General features: G+C 54.9%; 12 protein-coding genes and 5 pseudogenes. 6 read left to right on the top strand and 11 right to left on the bottom strand.

Features of this window, described 5'->3' with window-relative positions:
• Window positions 1-1,148, bottom strand: a protein-coding gene (locus ACS0RQ_RS28050; RefSeq protein ID WP_096218737.1) for an IS3 family transposase whose coding sequence is annotated in 2 segments (ribosomal slippage) — window positions 1-911 and window positions 911-1,148 — 1,149 coding nt in all. Because the reading frame shifts where the segments join, the coding sequence is not laid out codon by codon here.
• Between the two features lie 66 nt (window positions 1,149-1,214).
• Here ACS0RQ_RS28050 and ACS0RQ_RS28045 point away from each other — a divergent pair.
• Window positions 1,215-1,865 (top strand): hypothetical protein, encoded by a 651-nt coding sequence (locus tag ACS0RQ_RS28045; RefSeq protein ID WP_334634538.1) that lies wholly within the window; start codon window positions 1,215-1,217, stop codon window positions 1,863-1,865.
• 379 nt (window positions 1,866-2,244) lie between these two features.
• Here the strand turns inward: ACS0RQ_RS28045 and ACS0RQ_RS28040 are convergent.
• The 7 genes and pseudogenes from ACS0RQ_RS28040 to ACS0RQ_RS28010 all read right to left on the bottom strand — a co-directional run bounded on the left by ACS0RQ_RS28040 (window position 2,245) and on the right by ACS0RQ_RS28010 (window position 5,275).
• A pseudogene (locus tag ACS0RQ_RS28040) lies at window positions 2,245-2,801 on the bottom strand (recombinase family protein).
• A complete protein-coding gene (locus tag ACS0RQ_RS28035) occupies window positions 2,795-3,166 on the bottom strand; it encodes a hypothetical protein (protein WP_003100853.1) in 372 nt (123 codons plus the stop codon). The pseudogene ACS0RQ_RS28040 and the gene ACS0RQ_RS28035 overlap by 7 nt, the downstream one beginning before the upstream one ends.
• The gene (locus ACS0RQ_RS28030; RefSeq protein ID WP_003100856.1) at window positions 3,163-3,663 is read right to left on the bottom strand and encodes a hypothetical protein; all 501 of its coding nucleotides are present in this window, start codon (window positions 3,661-3,663) and stop codon (window positions 3,163-3,165) included. Before ACS0RQ_RS28030 ends, ACS0RQ_RS28035 begins: the two co-directional genes overlap by 4 nt.
• Window positions 3,660-3,986, bottom strand: a complete 327-nt coding sequence (locus ACS0RQ_RS28025; protein ID WP_003100858.1) for a hypothetical protein — start codon at window positions 3,984-3,986, stop codon at window positions 3,660-3,662. Before ACS0RQ_RS28025 ends, ACS0RQ_RS28030 begins: the two co-directional genes overlap by 4 nt.
• A 254-nt stretch (window positions 3,987-4,240) precedes the next feature.
• On the bottom strand, window positions 4,241-4,597 hold the full coding sequence (locus ACS0RQ_RS28020; protein WP_000215515.1) for a cupin domain-containing protein: 357 nt from the start codon (window positions 4,595-4,597) through the stop codon (window positions 4,241-4,243).
• Window positions 4,587-4,988, bottom strand: coding sequence for a HepT-like ribonuclease domain-containing protein (locus tag ACS0RQ_RS28015; protein ID WP_001293886.1), 402 nt, complete (start codon window positions 4,986-4,988; stop codon window positions 4,587-4,589). Before ACS0RQ_RS28015 ends, ACS0RQ_RS28020 begins: the two co-directional genes overlap by 11 nt.
• On the bottom strand, window positions 4,985-5,275 hold the full coding sequence (locus ACS0RQ_RS28010; protein WP_001247892.1) for a nucleotidyltransferase family protein: 291 nt from the start codon (window positions 5,273-5,275) through the stop codon (window positions 4,985-4,987). Before ACS0RQ_RS28010 ends, ACS0RQ_RS28015 begins: the two co-directional genes overlap by 4 nt.
• Window positions 5,276-5,433: 158 nt before the next feature.
• On the opposite strand from ACS0RQ_RS28010, the gene ACS0RQ_RS28005 reads away from it, so the two are divergent.
• Window positions 5,434-8,400 carry a Tn3-like element ISPa38 family transposase gene (locus ACS0RQ_RS28005; RefSeq protein ID WP_003100881.1) on the top strand — a complete coding sequence of 989 codons (2,967 nt, stop codon included), beginning with the start codon at window positions 5,434-5,436 and terminating at the stop codon, window positions 8,398-8,400.
• A 97-nt stretch (window positions 8,401-8,497) separates the two neighbouring features.
• Here the strand turns inward: ACS0RQ_RS28005 and ACS0RQ_RS28000 are convergent.
• The 3 pseudogenes from ACS0RQ_RS28000 to ACS0RQ_RS27990 form a co-directional block, all read right to left on the bottom strand.
• Window positions 8,498-8,776, bottom strand: a pseudogene (locus tag ACS0RQ_RS28000) (IS3 family transposase); the annotation flags it as partial.
• A gap of 24 nt (window positions 8,777-8,800) precedes the next feature.
• A pseudogene (locus ACS0RQ_RS27995) lies at window positions 8,801-9,881 on the bottom strand (IS110 family RNA-guided transposase).
• Window positions 9,882-10,162: 281 nt separating this feature from the next.
• A pseudogene (locus ACS0RQ_RS27990) lies at window positions 10,163-11,007 on the bottom strand (IS3 family transposase); the annotation flags it as partial.
• A gap of 188 nt (window positions 11,008-11,195) precedes the next feature.
• Between ACS0RQ_RS27990 and ACS0RQ_RS27985 the strand changes: the two are divergent.
• The 4 genes and pseudogenes from ACS0RQ_RS27985 to ACS0RQ_RS27970 all read left to right on the top strand — a co-directional run bounded on the left by ACS0RQ_RS27985 (window position 11,196) and on the right by ACS0RQ_RS27970 (window position 15,372).
• Window positions 11,196-12,164 carry an IS110 family RNA-guided transposase gene (locus ACS0RQ_RS27985; protein WP_103255470.1) on the top strand — a complete coding sequence of 323 codons (969 nt, stop codon included), beginning with the start codon at window positions 11,196-11,198 and terminating at the stop codon, window positions 12,162-12,164.
• Between the two features lie 107 nt (window positions 12,165-12,271).
• Window positions 12,272-13,031 (top strand): annotated as a pseudogene (locus ACS0RQ_RS27980) (transposase); the annotation flags it as partial.
• A 389-nt stretch (window positions 13,032-13,420) separates the two neighbouring features.
• The gene (locus ACS0RQ_RS27975) at window positions 13,421-14,506 is read left to right on the top strand and encodes a hypothetical protein (protein WP_420488912.1); all 1,086 of its coding nucleotides are present in this window, start codon (window positions 13,421-13,423) and stop codon (window positions 14,504-14,506) included.
• Window positions 14,507-14,508: 2 nt separating this feature from the next.
• Complete coding sequence (locus ACS0RQ_RS27970) at window positions 14,509-15,372, top strand: nucleotidyl transferase AbiEii/AbiGii toxin family protein (protein ID WP_103255474.1); 864 nt, start codon at window positions 14,509-14,511, stop codon at window positions 15,370-15,372.
• The last annotated feature ends 6 nt before the right edge of the window (window positions 15,373-15,378 follow it).

Below are 15,378 nucleotides of genomic sequence, written 5' to 3'. Positions count from 1 at the left end.
CTAGACACTTCCGAGCCGTTGATAATACTGGTTTTCATATTCTGTCGGTGACATCTGTTCGCTAGAACCATGCCGACGCTTACTGTTATAAAACATTTCGATGTAATCAAAAATATCACTGCGGGCTTCTTCCCGCGTTCCGTAGATCTTTTTCTTTATCCGTTCACGTTTCAACAACTGGAAAAAACTTTCTGCAACCGCATTATCATGGCAGTTACCGCGACGGCTCATGCTACCCTCCAGGCCGTGTGATTTCAGGAACGACTGCCACTCATGGCTTGTGTACTGACTGCCCTGATCCGAATGAACCAGCACCTGTTTTTCGGGATTACGCCGCCATACAGCCATCAGCAGTGCGTTCAGGACAATGTCCTTTGTCATCCGGGATTGCATGGACCAGCCGATAATTTTGCGTGAGAACAGATCAACAACAACGGCAAGATACAGCCAGCCTTCGTGGGTCCTGATGTAGGTTATGTCCGTTACCCAACGCTCATCAGGAGCATCCGGATTGAACTGTCGCTGGAGCCTGTTGGGTGACACGATACTGGCCTCGCCTTTACGTGCCCGCGGGCTTCGGTATCCGACCTGAGCCTTTATTCCGACACGTTTCATCAGTCTCCAGACTCTGTTTACTCCGCACTGTTGCCCGCTGTCACGCAGATCCAGATGGATTTTGCGATAACCATAGACGCATCCCGACTCCAGCCAGAACTGTTTAATCTGTCCTGTCAGTCTCAGGTCTGCCTGATGGCGTTGTGAATGCGGCTGCTGAAGCCAGGCGTAAAAACCACTGGGATGAACATCCAGCACCCGACAGAGCAGGCGAACAGGCCAGCAACAGGAGTTGTCACGGATAAAGGCGTACCTCAGTCGGACAGCTTTGCGAAGTACGCCGCGGCTTTTTTTAATATGTCCCGTTCGTCGGTAACCCGTTTCAGCTCTTTCTGGAGACGGCGGATCTCGGCCTGAGCATCTGACTGTTCTTTATGAGTGGAAGAATCCGGACCGTACTTCTTTATCCAGGCATAAAGGCTGTGGGTGGTGATATCGAGACGTGTTGCAACGCTGGCAACAGAATAACCGCGATCAACAACCTGTTTGACTGCTTCAGTTTTAAACTCTTCGGGATAACGCTTACCGCTCATGGGCACCTCTCTTTAAGCCATCTTAAATGACTCTGAGGTGTCTGTTAAACCCGTGGCGATTCAGTATTGTTTTTTGATGGGGTTGACATCTCAGTTATCAATGAATTCAATGATAAAATAACTGCTCTTGTCCTCAATCTTGGTTATCCCTTGGTTCTTCATGAAAATGGTTCTGTTCAGGCTTACACATTTTCTGATAACTGGAGTTCCGTGGCGGGATCACTCACTGAAAACTATCAAAAACTGGATGATGATACCAGAGGTAAGATACTGGATGTTTATATCGATAATGGGGAAAAATGTTATCTTCTGCCTTTAGAGTTAATATGCTCTGGAAAAGAGAGGTTTGTTAATTTTAAATTTGATGGTCTTTCTCCAGTAGTGTTTTATAATGCGCCAGACATGAGTAAGTACTCTCTGATGCTGGTAAAAAACAAGAATGGGCGCATATTCGTTATCCCGGGATCCATATTGTTTAACAGTAACGATAAGAACTTTAACTCAGCATTTGAGGATAAAAAACATTCCCTAGAGCCTGAAGTTTCTTCTTATGCCGAGTGCGAAAATGGTGACCTTATTGGAGTAGGGGGGGAGGGTGCTGTTGTTGTCAAAAACAAGGGCGGTGAATGGAAGGAAGACTCTCGTTTTAATGGCGTAACCGTAAAAAAAATCATTCCTTACTATTGGTCGAAGCAGCTACAGGACTTTCTTAAATGATAAAAAACGGTGTTGTAAGGAAACATTCAACGTACTGAATTTTCGCCACAATTGTGACTGACACCTATTCCCGACCCGAATTCTAGAGCAGTCTCGCTGCCCTGCTGGTTGCCCACGTCGGTTACAACAAAAATGCGGCATAGGGCAGCGAAGCTGCAGTAATCTTACCTCAGCCACCTTTGGGTGGCTTATATATTAATTAGGACTGACTTATGTACAATATTGAATATCTACCGTCGCCTTTATCAACGCACAGTGATGTGATGGACGCCCTTTCCTGATGCAGCCAGTGCCATACTTTTACTGTCTGCGTTTGTTACGGGAGTAAATCACATGAGCACGATCAGGGGTCGTCTCAGAAAACGGAAAATAAAGCACGCTAAGCGTGCGTGGAGGCTGGCACCCAGCGGTACAGCGTCGGAATGGACACGCCGAGGTTCTTGGCCACGTCCTTGGGCGGCACCCCGCTGGCCAGCAGCTTCTTGGCCGACTCGATCTTGCTGTCGGTCATCTTCGGCTTGCGGCCGCCTTTGCGGCCGAGCTGCTGGCGACTTCCAGCCCGGCGCGGGTGCGCTCGACGGTCAGCTCGCGCTCCATTTCGGCAAGGCTCGCCATGACGTGGAAGAAGAACCGCCCGGATGGTGTGCCGGTGTCGATGGAGTCGGTGAGGCTCCTGAACTGGACACCGTGCTTGTGCAGATCGCCGACCAGATCGACCAGTTGCTTGACCGACCGGCCCAGCCGGTCGAGCTTCCAGACGACCAAAGTATCGCCTTCGCGCAGCATTTCGAGCGTCTTGGCCAAGCCAGGCCGGTCTGCCCGCGTGCCACTCACCTTGTCCTCGAAGACCTTTTTACATCCGGCCTTGCTCAAGGCTTCGCGTTGCAGCTCCAGGTTCTGATCCTGCGTCGAGACGCGCGCATAGCCAATCAACATGGCTTGTCTCGCGCCCGGTCGATGCGTTCCTGCATCGCCTGCATCACTTCTTCGTGGGTGTACGATCTGGCGTTGGCGTCGGTGGCTTGCCGCAGGGCTTCCTCAACCTCGCGCGTCATCCGCTCGTAATCCTCCGGCCACAGCGCTTGCTCCATGCGCAGCGACGCCTGACCCAGCAGGTGCAGCAGGCTGAACAGCCGCATGTCGTTGGTGGCGACGATGCGCTCCCGAATCTGCTCCTGAATAGCTTCGCTAGCCCGATGCGCTTGTGGTGTGGCAGTCCCCTCGTAGTCAGCGGGGAATTCCGCTTCCTCGGCAATCCTTGCCCAGGCGCTGGCCAGCGCCTCGATGGTTGACGTGCTCATTTCCGCCGCTCCTGTGCTCTTTGGCGAATCAACCGGCCAAGGGGCCTCGACGCGAAAACCAGCAGCATCACGCCTATCGGATACCAGGTCGAGAAGACCACCAAGGCATCGAAGGCTGGCCGTCCGGTGTTGGTAGGCAGTACGGCGGTCACAGCCATCAACCCGCCGACCGTCCAGATGATGCGCCACACGTAGGGCATCACGCGGGGCACGTAGCCGTCATCGAAAGCGGTCTGGTAGTAGCGGCGCAGGCCGCGCTCGGCAAGCGCCTGGCGCTGCCGCTCCGACAGCGCATCCGTCCGGCCATACCAGCGCCGGAATGGTGGACAGCGCAGCAGCAAAGGGGTGAAGAGGATCATCACCGCCACGATCGCGACACCCCACGCCATGACGGCGCCGGCATCGGGCCGCTTGGCGTTCTCGATCACGGGCGCGAAGACGCCCGGAGCACCGATCATCCAGAACAGCGCAATGTGCTGATGGAAGGAGAGCTTCATTTGCTCATCCACTTGCGCAGCAGGCGCTTTTTCAGGGAGGCGCGTTCTTGCGGGTTGCGTCCCTTGTGATTGGCGATGCGATCCGCCGTGGCGGCCTGGCGCTTGACGGGCCAGTAGGAGCGGCCATCCTTGCCCATCGACCAGACGCTGCTGGCCTGGTTTTCCAGCAGGGGCAGATGGGCGCTCAGGGCTTCGGGCGACGCGCTGGTCAGCGCCGTGCGCTCACGGGTGCGCCAGCGCTGATGCCAGAGCTTCTTGTCCTCGCGCTCGCTGCCGCAGGTCGTGTGCCCGACGATGGGTGTTTTGCGGCGGCTGCGGCTCATAACGTAGTGGTCTCCAAGAACATTCAGGACTGATCCCAGGCGTCGATGGTCAAGACCTGATCGGCAGGACAGGCGGCTACGCGGTCGGGAACTGGATGGTGTTCAGTCTCATGCCGACCCCATTCGATTGATCGCGTCGCTTGCGGCACGCTGCGACGCAAGGAGGTTTGCGACCTGGTTTAGCAGCCGTGTCCGCTGCATGTCTGTTACCTATCTCCCCGACCGCTCATTGGACCAACTCCAGAGATTGGGCTCTATCGCTCAGCCAATACGAAACCGGCATTGGCTGATGCCACAACCGAGACTAACACAAATGGCTCGGTACCTGTATTTCGCGCCCCGTGCACTTGGCCCGGTCTTGCCACGGCTATCTCACCTTCCCTGAGGGCACGAACAATCCCATTGCCCTGAAAGTAATCAGCCATTCCCGACAAAACAGTCCACGTGTCTTGGCCGTGAGGATGAATGTGAGCCGCAATTTCCTGCCCGGGATGGACATGCCAAACCACGATAATTGAGTCTCGGGTTTCAAGCACAACGGAACGAATAGGCTCGCCTTCGGACGGCTGAACATACTCGGCTACAGAAAATATTCTCGATTCAACAGTCATCGGAGATCCCTCTTTCACAGTTGTCGTTACGGTCTTCATCGTCGGCATCCTGACGCACGGCGGGCAATTGCTGGAGCAACGCCGGCAGCCATTCCTGTACCGTCTCCCACACCACATCGAGGTTGATGTCGAAATAGCCGTGAGCCATGCGATTACGCATATTGCGCATGCTGCGCCACGGCACGTCGGCATGCGCCTGGGTGAACTCGACGTAGCCATCCATCACCTTTGTGGCCGCCTCGCCGATGACGATCAGGCTCATGATGACGGCCTGCTGGGTGCGCTTGTCGGCCAAGAAGTCGTCCTTGGCCATCCCTTCCACGAAGCTGCGCGCATCGGTTGCGGCCTGCTGAATGTGGTCGAGGTAATCGGGCAGGCGGTTCTCGCTCATATCGGTTGCGCCTCCGCGAGCACCTTGGCCCGGAACTTCGGCGGCAGGTCGCCGGGAGTCAGCAGATCGACGTCAACGCCGAGCAGCGATTTCAGTTCTTCTTCCAAATCGCCCAAGTCCAACAACGTGGCACCGGGCAGCGCATCGACCAACAGGTCGAGGTCGCTGCCATCCCGGTCGGTGCCATGCAGCACCGAGCCGAAGACGCGCGGGTTCGCGGCGCGAAAGCGGCCTACCGCTTCACGCACTGCGCTTCGCTTCATGTCAAGCACAACAGACGGTCGCATGCGCATCCTTTCTTATCGAAACTCGTTGAGATGATATGCAATCAAGAATAGAATTTCAAGAACTATTTTCGAGAATCGCAATGCCTTGATTCCCGTGCCGCGCCGGTTGCCTTGGCGGGCTTGTCACAAACCTACGTTTTCAAGAAGAAGGAAACCGCATGCCCCGCCGTTCGATCCTCTCCGCCGCCGAGCGCGAAAGCCTGCTGGCGTTGCCGGACACCAAGGATGAGTTGATCCGTCACTACACGTTCAGCGAAAGCGACCTCTCCATCATCCGGCAGCGGCGCGGCCCGGCCAATCGGCTGGGCTTCGCGGTGCAGCTCTGCTACCTGCGCTTTCCCGGCGTCATCCTTGGCGCTGATGAGCCACCGTTCCCGCCATTGCTGAGACTGGTCGCCAACCAGCTCAAGGTCGGCATCGAAAGCTGGGACGAGTACGGGCAGCGTGAGCAGACCCGACGCGAGCACCTGGTCGAGCTGCAAACGGTGTTCGGCTTCCAGCCGTTCACGATTGGCCACTACCGGCAGGCTGTCCAGTTGCTGACCGAGCTGGCCATGCAAACCGACAAGGGCATCGTGCTGGCCAGAGCCTTGATCGAGCACCTGCGGCGGCAGTCGGTCATTGTGCCCGCCCTCAACGCCGTCGAGCGGGCGAGCGCCGAAGCGATTACCCGCGCCAACCGGCGTCTCTACGACGCCTTGGCTGAGCCGCTGACGGACGTGCATCGCCGTCGCCTCGACGATCTGCTCAAGCGCCGCGACAACGGCAAGACGACGTGGCTGGCCTGGCTGCGGCAATCCCCGGTCAAACCGAACTCGCGGCACATGCTGGAACACATCGAACGCCTCAAGGCGTGGCAGGCGCTCGACCTGCCCTCCGGCATCGAGCGGCTGGTTCACCAGAACCGGCTGCTCAAGATCGCCCGCGAGGGCGGCCAGATGACGCCCGCCGACCTGGCGAAGTTCGAGCCGCAGCGGCGTTACGCGACCCTGGTGGCGCTCGCCATCGAGGGCATGGCCACCGTCACCGACGAAATCATCGACCTGCATGACCGCATCCTGGGCAAGCTGTTCAATGCCGCCAAGAACAAGCATCAGCAGCAGTTCCAGGCATCCGGCAAGGCGATCAATGCCAAGGTGCGGCTGTTCGGGCGCATCGGCCAGGCGCTGATCGAGGCCAAGCAAGCGGGCCGCGATCCGTTCGCCGCCATCGAGGCCGTCATGTCCTGGGATGCTTTCGCCGAGAGCGTCACCGAAGCGCAGCGGCTCGCGCAACCCGAGGACTTCGATTTCCTGCACCGCATCGGCGAGAGCTACGCCACGCTGCGCCGCTACGCGCCGGAATTTCTCGACGTGCTCAAGTTGCGGGCCGCGCCCGCCGCCAAGGACGTACTCGACGCCATCGAGGTGCTGCGCAGCATGAACAGCGACAACGCCCGCAAGGTGCCCACCGACGCGCCGACCGAGTTCATCAAGCCGCGCTGGCAGAAGCTGGTGATGACCGACACCGGCATCGACCGGCGCTACTACGAACTGTGCGCGCTGTCGGAGCTGAAGAACGCGCTGCGCTCCGGCGACATCTGGGTGCAAGGCTCGCGCCAGTTCAAGGACTTCGAGGACTACCTGGTGCCGCCCGCGAAATTCGCCAGCCTCAAGCAGGCCAGCGAATTGCCGCTGGCCGTGGCCACCGATTGCGACCAGTACCTGCATGACCGGCTGACGCTGCTGGAAACGCAGCTCGCCACCGTCAACCGCATGGCGCTGGCCAACGAGCTGCCGGACGCCATCATCACGGAGTCGGGCCTGAAGATCACGCCGCTCGATGCGGCGGTGCCCGATACCGCACAGGCCCTGATCGACCAGACGGCGATGATCCTACCGCACGTCAAGATCACCGAATTGCTGCTGGAGGTAGACGAATGGACGGGCTTCACCCGGCACTTCGCCCACCTGAAGTCAGGCGACCTGGCCAAGGACAAAAACCTGTTGCTGACCACGATCCTCGCCGACGCGATCAACCTGGGCCTGACCAAGATGGCGGAATCGTGCCCCGGCACGACCTACGCCAAGCTGGCCTGGCTGCAAGCCTGGCACATCCGCGACGAAACCTACGGGGCGGCACTGGCCGAGCTGGTCAACGCGCAGTTCCGACATCCCTTCGCCGAGCATTGGGGCGACGGCACCACGTCATCGTCGGACGGCCAGAACTTCCGCACCGGCAGCAAGGCCGAGAGCACCGGCCACATCAATCCGAAATACGGCAGCAGCCCAGGGCGGACGTTCTACACCCATATCTCCGACCAGTACGCGCCGTTCCACACCAAGGTCGTGAACGTCGGCGTGCGCGACTCGACCTACGTGCTCGACGGCCTGCTGTATCACGAATCCGACCTGCGGATCGAGGAGCACTACACCGACACGGCAGGGTTCACGGACCACGTCTTCGCGTTGATGCACCTGCTGGGCTTCCGCTTCGCCCCGCGCATTCGTGACCTGGGCGACACCAAGCTCTACATCCCGAAGGGCGATGCCACCTACGAGGCGTTGAAACCGATGATCGGCGGCACGCTCAACATCAAGCACGTCCGCGCCCATTGGGATGAAATCCTGCGGATGGCCACCTCGATCAAGCAGGGCACGGCGACGGCCTCGCTGATGCTCAGGAAGCTTGGCAGCTACCCGCGCCAGAACGGCCTGGCCGTCGCCCTGCGTGAGCTGGGACGCATCGAGCGCACACTGTTCATCCTGGACTGGCTGCAAAGCGTCGAGCTGCGCCGCCGCGTGCATGCCGGGCTGAACAAAGGCGAGGCGCGCAACGCGCTGGCCCGCGCCGTGTTCTTCAACCGCCTGGGGGAAATCCGCGACCGCAGCTTCGAGCAGCAGCGCTACCGGGCCAGCGGCCTCAACCTGGTGACGGCGGCCATCGTGCTATGGAACACGGTCTATCTGGAGCGGGCCGCGAACGCCTTGCGTGGCCACGGTCAAGCCGTCGATGACGGCCTGTTGCAGTACCTGTCGCCGCTCGGCTGGGAGCACATCAACCTGACCGGCGATTACCTCTGGCGCAGCAGCGCCAAGATCGGCGCGGGCAAGTTCAGGCCGCTACGGCCGCTGCAACCGGCTTAGCGTGCTTTATTTTCCGTTTTCTGAGACGACCCCGATCAGAGTTGTTGGTATTGATATCGCCAAATCAGTTTTTCACGGCAGTAGACAAATTCTGTCCTCACGACGAGGCCTGTCCGAAGGCCTCCGGGCTGACGCCGCCAAGGTGACTGTGACGCCGGGCCCGGTTGTAGAACACTTCAATGTAATCGAAGATATCCGTCCGGGCCAGATCCCGGGTTTTATAGATACGTTTTCTGATCCGTTCTTTTTTCAGCGAACTGAAGAACGATTCGGCCACCGCATTATCCTGGCAGTTGCCACGCCGGCTCATGCTTGGTGCCAGATTATTGGCCCGACAGAACCGTTGCCAGTCGTCGCTGCCGTACTGGCTGCCCTGGACCCCTGGACGCCCTTCTAAGAGTCAAGTTGTTATTTGAGTACTGTTGATTAGTCGGTTTTGATTACGTAGAAGCGTATAGACTTCACGTGAGATATAACGTTTAAGGCAACGCAGTGCTTCCATTTTCGAGTGTCCTTCAGCTACCGTTTTGCCACATACTCCTGTGTTCTCGTGTCCGTGCGTAATCGGCCAATGGCAATAATGTGCAGGGCACTATTGGCCGCACGATCACCACCACGGTTAAGCCTGTGACGGTTTGTTTTCCCGGAAGAGACTGGGACAGGGCTGACGCCACATAGAGCCGCGAAGACAGACTCCGAGTTCAGACGCTGAGGATTATCGCCAGCCGTGATCAACAGCTGCGAAGCACATTCATACCCCACTGCTTTACATTTGATAAGTTCCGGGGCCAGTTCATCGACTATTGACGTTATCATGATGTCCAGATCGGCTATTTCATCATGCAGTTCAAGATATCTGCGAGCCAGGGATTTCAGCGCAATACGGTAAGCATCCTGGACATTACGATAGGCGGTAACGTCGGGCCGCCACGAAACCAGGGTACGGATCAACTGCATCCTCGTGAGGTGACGTATCTGGTCACGTAGCTCATCCGGGGCCGAAACGATATTCATCTGGATCATTTGAAGTGCAATACGTCGCGCAGCAACAGCCGTTTTGCGGCAGACTTTCAGGACACGCAACGCTTCAATCATTCCGCTACGAGTTTTGGTGTGACGGTTCGTATGCGTGAAAAAGCTGCGTGAGCAGCACTTTCTGCATCGATGGTATCGCTTTTGCCTCGCTTACGGCGTTCCATTTTATCTGGTGCTGTGGCCTCCAGAACTTCCACTCCGGTACTCTGGAGATAACGCAATAAACCTGCACCGTAGGAGCCTGTGCATTCAACTCCGATGCGCTTAACAGTTCCGAAAGATGCCATCCAGGCCAGCATCTGACGGTATCCCTGACGTGTTGTCGCGAAAAACTCACTACCTAAGACCCGATTATTTTGATCAACCACAGCAGCAACATGTAAATCTTTATGCGTATCAACGCCACCAACGACAGGCGATAAATGAACGGGTTTTGCCTTTGCCATAGGTTATTCCTGTACCTGCAATTATTCGTCATTTCCCCCTGACGATAACCCTGACAGGACAGCAAAGAGACAAGCCGTCAGGCCCTTCTTGAGTCACGCGTAGCGGTGAGGAGAAGCCTCGCATGGAGTACTTCCCGATAACCGACGGGTCCAGGGAAAGACACATTGCTGGTCGTTCAGAGTGTGAGTCAGGAAACCGGGAAGCCTTCACTGCATCAGTGATCCACCGGTCAGGCAAAACAGCAAACATGATGATGAAAACTGACGCCGATATTCTTACTGTCCGAGTGTACGATGACCTCGCTGTCCGGTTTTCGACGCCAGACGGCCATCATCAGCGCATCCCGCGACAGCGTAGGTTTCATTGACCAGCCGACCACGTTACGGGCGAAGAGGTCGATAACCACCGTCAGATACAGCCAGCCCTGCCAGGTGCGGATGTAAGTGATGTCTGTGACCCAGACCTGACTGGCCCGGACAACAGTAAACTGCCGCTGCACGCGATTAGGGGCAACCACTGAAGGTCGGCCAGCGATACGACGCGGCGCTTTATAGCCGCGTACGGCTTTAATCCGGTTCAGTTGCATGATGCGGCCCACCCGGTTTTTACCGCAGGTTTCCCCGATTTCGTTCAGATCGCCATGAACCCGCCGGTAACCGTATACTCCTCCGCTCAGGGAATATGAGTCGCGGATAAGTATCAGCAGGCGCTGGTTATCTTTATCACGCGCCGGGACAGGGTTGTGCAGCCACGCATAGAACCCGGCCCGGGCGACATTCAGTACCCGACACATCGTCATCACACCCCATACAGTGCGGTGCTCATTGATAAAGCGGTACTTCAGTCGGGCTCCCTTGCAAAGTACCGCGCGGCCTTTTTCAGGATATCCCGTTCTTCTTCGGTGCGTTTTAGCTGCGCCCGGAGTTTCAGGATCTCGCTTTTGGCTTCCAGTAAATCCCGGGCATGCTGTTCGCTGTTATCAGGCTTGATAGCCCGTAGCCACTTGTAGAGGCTGTGTGCAGAAACGCCCAGACGGTCGGATACTTCGGCAACGGAATAACCGCGCTCCGTTATCTGACGGACGGCTTCTTCCTTAAATTCAGGTGGAAATCGTGGTGTGCCCATATGCTCCTCCTTGTATCTCGAAAGTGGATTACTATGAACTGGCTTAGATTTGGCAAGGTCTGTGTAGTCCGATTCCTCCCGGGGTTATTGAAGCCCGCAGCATAGCGATTGACGCACAGGCTGAGCCGTTCATCTGAAGCCCGAACAGTTGTCCGAACTTCAAATCGTATTGGCAAGGAGGGGTATGGATGAGCGTGTCAAATCAACGTTGTGCAGGCATAGATGTTTCAAAAGGTACTCTGGATATTGCAATCAGCAATATTGCCAGCCAGTTCACTGTACCAAATGGAACTGATGGTTTTACTCAATTTCTCAGGGAGTTAAAGAGAAATGAAACAAGGTTGATCCTCATGGAAGCGACAGGGGGGCTGGAGTCAGGTGTGGCTTGTTATCTTCAATCAGAAGGCTTTGACGTTGTCGTCATTAATCCCCGCCAGGCTCGAGATTTTGCCCGTGCAATGGGCTATCTGGCGAAGACTGATCGTATTGATGCCAGAGTATTGCTTCAGATGTCGGAAGTTATTAACCAGCACCCGGAACGGGAAAAATACATTCGTCCCTTGCCTGATGCCCACAGGCAGATTCTGGCTGCGATGGTGGCCAGACGCAGACAGCTAACAGCCATGCTTACAGCCGAACGAAACCGATTACATCCCTCGCATCCTCTGAGCCATGCAAGCATTAGATCAATTATTTCGGCCCTGAAGGGCGAGTTGGCGCGTATTGAAGGTGAAATGGCGATTCACATCAAGAAGCATTTCAGTGAATTATCCGAGCTTCTGAACGCAGTTAAAGGCGTTGGAACTGCGACAGTCGCCGTGCTACTGGCAGAAGTTCCGGAACTTGGCTCACTGTCACGACGAGAAATTAGCGCCCTTATTGGGGTTGCTCCAGTAAACAGGGATTCCGGTACGATGCGCGGTCGCCGAACAGTATTCGGAGGGCGAGCTTCAGTCCGTACAGCGCTCTATATGTCAGCCCTGGTTGGGACGAGGCATAACCCGATAATTAAAGAGTTCTATACACGCCTGGTTGCCGCAGGAAAACCCAAAAAAGTTGCACTGACGGCCTGCATAAGAAAATTGTTGACCATACTGAACGCAATGCTGAAAAAGAATGAAGCATGGGATCCAATGTATCACCAACATGCTTCGTAAACGGGCGCTAAAGACAGTTGCTATGCTCAAACTATAGGGCAGGATCGTCTACCGGGGCGGGGCCAGTCCAGACTGTGACTCCGAGGTGTCTGTTAAACCCGTGGCCATTCAATCCTCAGTCCCTGGAGTGGTTCTCACATCGGGGTAGCTTGCTACTGTGTGAACTGATTATACGATGGCCCAGTCTGCAACAACTTAAACGAGCCAGGCACGACACGCTCCGCAACTTTCTGAATGCCAAAGGTAGTCGCGCAATGACCCTTACCGAGCTGCATGTTGTGAGTATTGATAACGCTATCCCATTGACGACAGACCCGAGTGTTATAGAGGCTAATGCTTTGATGGCAACAGTACTGGCGACACAAATTAAAGTCGTGAGTAAAATCATCAAAACCTATGACGAACGAATCGAAACGCTGTTTGACATGTTGCCAGATGGGGGGCTGTTCAAATCACTTCCGGGCATGGGGCCCAAGAATGCTTGCTGCACTTGGTGATAACCTCGACCGGTTTAACAGCGCTGAAGAAATTCAAAACTACACAGGTATTGCACCGGTGACAGAACGAAGTGGCCAGAAATCCTGGGTTCACTGGCGATGGCTGTGTGCCAGGTTCGTCAGGCAAACCTTTGTCGAATGGGCTGCCAAGACGGTTAACTCATCATACTGGGCCAGACTATATTATCAGGGGTTGCGAGAAAAAGGAAAATCTCATCAATCCGCAATCCTGGCTCTGGCCTTCAAATGGATAAGGATCATTTACCACTGCTGGAAGAGCAGAACCCAGTACGATGAAGCGAAGTATTTGCTGGCTCTTGAAGCGCGACACTCGCCCTTACTGAAGCTTGTCGTATGTCTCAGGGCGTGAAGCGGAAGTTCACGATTGTACTCATAGCGAAGGAAGGTATTGCTTGCATCATGTTGTATCAATGAGCGGGATGCAGGTCACAAGGGCTCTTGTCCATGAGCACGTAGTCTTTGTGGTTGTTGGCTTATGCACATCAATGAAATATTCGTATTTATGCATGTCATTGATAGACAAATGCGCATGTCATTGATAGACAAATGCTGCATATCTTCGTTGATCAATACCCTACAGTTATCGTAACTGGCGGGAATGCTCCTTGTTAATTTTCACTATAACTGCTAATTTCAACATACAGTGAAAATCTATTAATAGTGAAATTAAACGGTAATCACGGCCTCGTCCTTGCTGAACGCACTTGACAATTTCACTATATATAAATATTTCAACGTTTGATGAAATTTGGATTAATGATGAAAGACATTTCAGGTGCAGAGCGAACCGCTATTACCTCTCTCGTTACATTTCTGAAACAGGTGCCCATCATTGACAATGTCGATGTGTCGGAAGAGGGAATACGCAACGGCAGGGAAATTGATGGAATACTCTATGTTTCTTCATGGAAGAAAACATACGAACTTATCTGTGAATTCAAGAGTAATGGCCAGCCCAAAAATATACGTTCGGCTATCCATCAGCTGAAGGCTTACATGTATGATCGCGACGGGGAGGCCACTCCGGTGGTACTGGCACCCTATCTGTCACCCGAGAGCCGTCAGCTTTGTGCAGAACAGAATGTTGCCTTTCTGGATGAACAAGGAAACGCTTCTTTCAGGTTTGGCGGGATCTATATAAGTCATCAAGTGCCCAGCATCCCGGCCGCTGAAAAACGGGGCCTGAGGTCAGTATTCAGCCCCAAATCCGCGCAGGTACTGAGAATGATGTTGAATGAAAGGCAGCGGGCTTGGCGTGTCACAGAGCTGGCTGAAAAAGGGAATATCAGCCTTGGTCACGCCAGCAATGTCAGGAAAAAATTGCTGGAGAGAGAATGGGCCGTAAGTAATGATGACGGACTGCTCCTGAGCAAACCTGACGCTCTGCTGGATGAATGGAAAAGGGAATATCGGTCACTGGCGGGAAAACGCATAAAATACTACACCCCTCTGCACGGGAAGTTACTTGAGGAGCGCCTGCGCGTGCTGCTCGGCTGCGATGACGACAAAGGATATGCGGTTCTGGCTTCATTTTCCGCAGCGCAGTGGCTTTCCCCGTACGGGAGAACAGGCATGCATTATTTTTATGCTGATGAAAAGGGCCTTAGCAGACTCATCGATGGACTTGGCCTGACTACCGCAGCCAAAGGGGAAAATGTCATCGTCACGATGCCTGGCGATCGCGGTATTTTCCAGGATGCAATTGAACCGGCGCCGGGGATCTATACCACTGGAGTCGTACAGACCTATCTTGATCTCTCAAGTCAGGGAGAACGGGGACAGGAATCGGCAGATCACCTGCGTAATGAATGGATGGACTGGTAAACATGGCGATAAAAGAACCACAATCAGCAGCGGACTATGACGACCGCACAACAGAGGCCGTAAGATCCGTAATGATAGAGATGGGGCAGATCCTCGGCAGTTATGCCGGCAAATTCGCAATAATAGGTGGAGCAGTTCCCTGGCTGCTGCTGGATAACGATGATATGCCGCATGTTGGCACCGTAGATATAGATATCGGACTGGACTCAGAGGCACTGGCAGATGGTGAATATGCCGGGCTAGTTGAAAGCCTGCTCCGAAATGGTTACGAGCAGCGTGAGGGGATTACGAGGAATTTTCAGCTCATACGCAAGGTCAAAGCCAGTGATGGTGGCAATGATATTGATATTATCATTGATTTCTTGCGCCCCAGAAATGTTGCTATCGAAAAAAATGCAGAACCGCTGATCGCCAATTTTGCCGTTATTGCTGGATCCGGAACCGACCTAGCCTTAAAGTTTAATGAGGAAATAACACTCAGAGGTATGATGCCAGACGGCGCTCATAACATGGTGAGAATGTCCGTATGTACCATCCCGGCGCTGCTCGCGATGAAAGGACATGCCCTGAACGGCAGGAAAAAGCACAAAGATGCTTATGATGTGTATTACTGTATACGCAACTATAAGGAAGGACCGGCGGCCCTTGCCCGCGAATGCAGACCGCTACTTGATCACGACAGTGCAGTTAGCGGATACCGTTTTATCGATGAAAAATTTGAAACATTAGAAAGCTACGGCCCGCATAGTGTGAAACAGTTTGTAGAAGAAACTGCGGCTCTCGGGGAGCGTACTGCAGACCAGTGGCAGCAGGACGCGTTTGGTCAGGTTGATATCTGGCTACGTGAGCTGACTATCCGGTCTTGAACACAG

Origin of the sequence: Phytobacter diazotrophicus, assembly GCF_052061655.1 — a bacterium.
Classification (GTDB): Bacteria; Pseudomonadota; Gammaproteobacteria; order Enterobacterales; family Enterobacteriaceae; genus Phytobacter; species Phytobacter diazotrophicus.
This window is presented reverse-complemented; position numbering and strand designations above follow the sequence as displayed.

What these genes read in the sequence shown, in the direction of transcription:
- ACS0RQ_RS28035 (WP_003100853.1), bottom strand. Translation starts at nt 3,166, where the DNA reads ATGAGCACGTCAACCATCGAGGCGCTGGCCAGCGCCTGGGCAAGGATT.
- ACS0RQ_RS28030 (WP_003100856.1), bottom strand. Translation starts at nt 3,663, where the DNA reads ATGAAGCTCTCCTTCCATCAGCACATTGCGCTGTTCTGGATGATCGGT.
- ACS0RQ_RS28025 (WP_003100858.1), bottom strand. Translation starts at nt 3,986, where the DNA reads ATGAGCCGCAGCCGCCGCAAAACACCCATCGTCGGGCACACGACCTGC.
- ACS0RQ_RS28020 (WP_000215515.1), bottom strand. Translation starts at nt 4,597, where the DNA reads ATGACTGTTGAATCGAGAATATTTTCTGTAGCCGAGTATGTTCAGCCG.
- ACS0RQ_RS28015 (WP_001293886.1), bottom strand. Translation starts at nt 4,988, where the DNA reads ATGAGCGAGAACCGCCTGCCCGATTACCTCGACCACATTCAGCAGGCC.
- ACS0RQ_RS28010 (WP_001247892.1), bottom strand. Translation starts at nt 5,275, where the DNA reads ATGCGACCGTCTGTTGTGCTTGACATGAAGCGAAGCGCAGTGCGTGAA.
- ACS0RQ_RS28005 (WP_003100881.1), top strand. Translation starts at nt 5,434, where the DNA reads ATGCCCCGCCGTTCGATCCTCTCCGCCGCCGAGCGCGAAAGCCTGCTG.
- ACS0RQ_RS27985 (WP_103255470.1), top strand. Translation starts at nt 11,196, where the DNA reads ATGAGCGTGTCAAATCAACGTTGTGCAGGCATAGATGTTTCAAAAGGT.
- ACS0RQ_RS27970 (WP_103255474.1), top strand. Translation starts at nt 14,509, where the DNA reads ATGGCGATAAAAGAACCACAATCAGCAGCGGACTATGACGACCGCACA.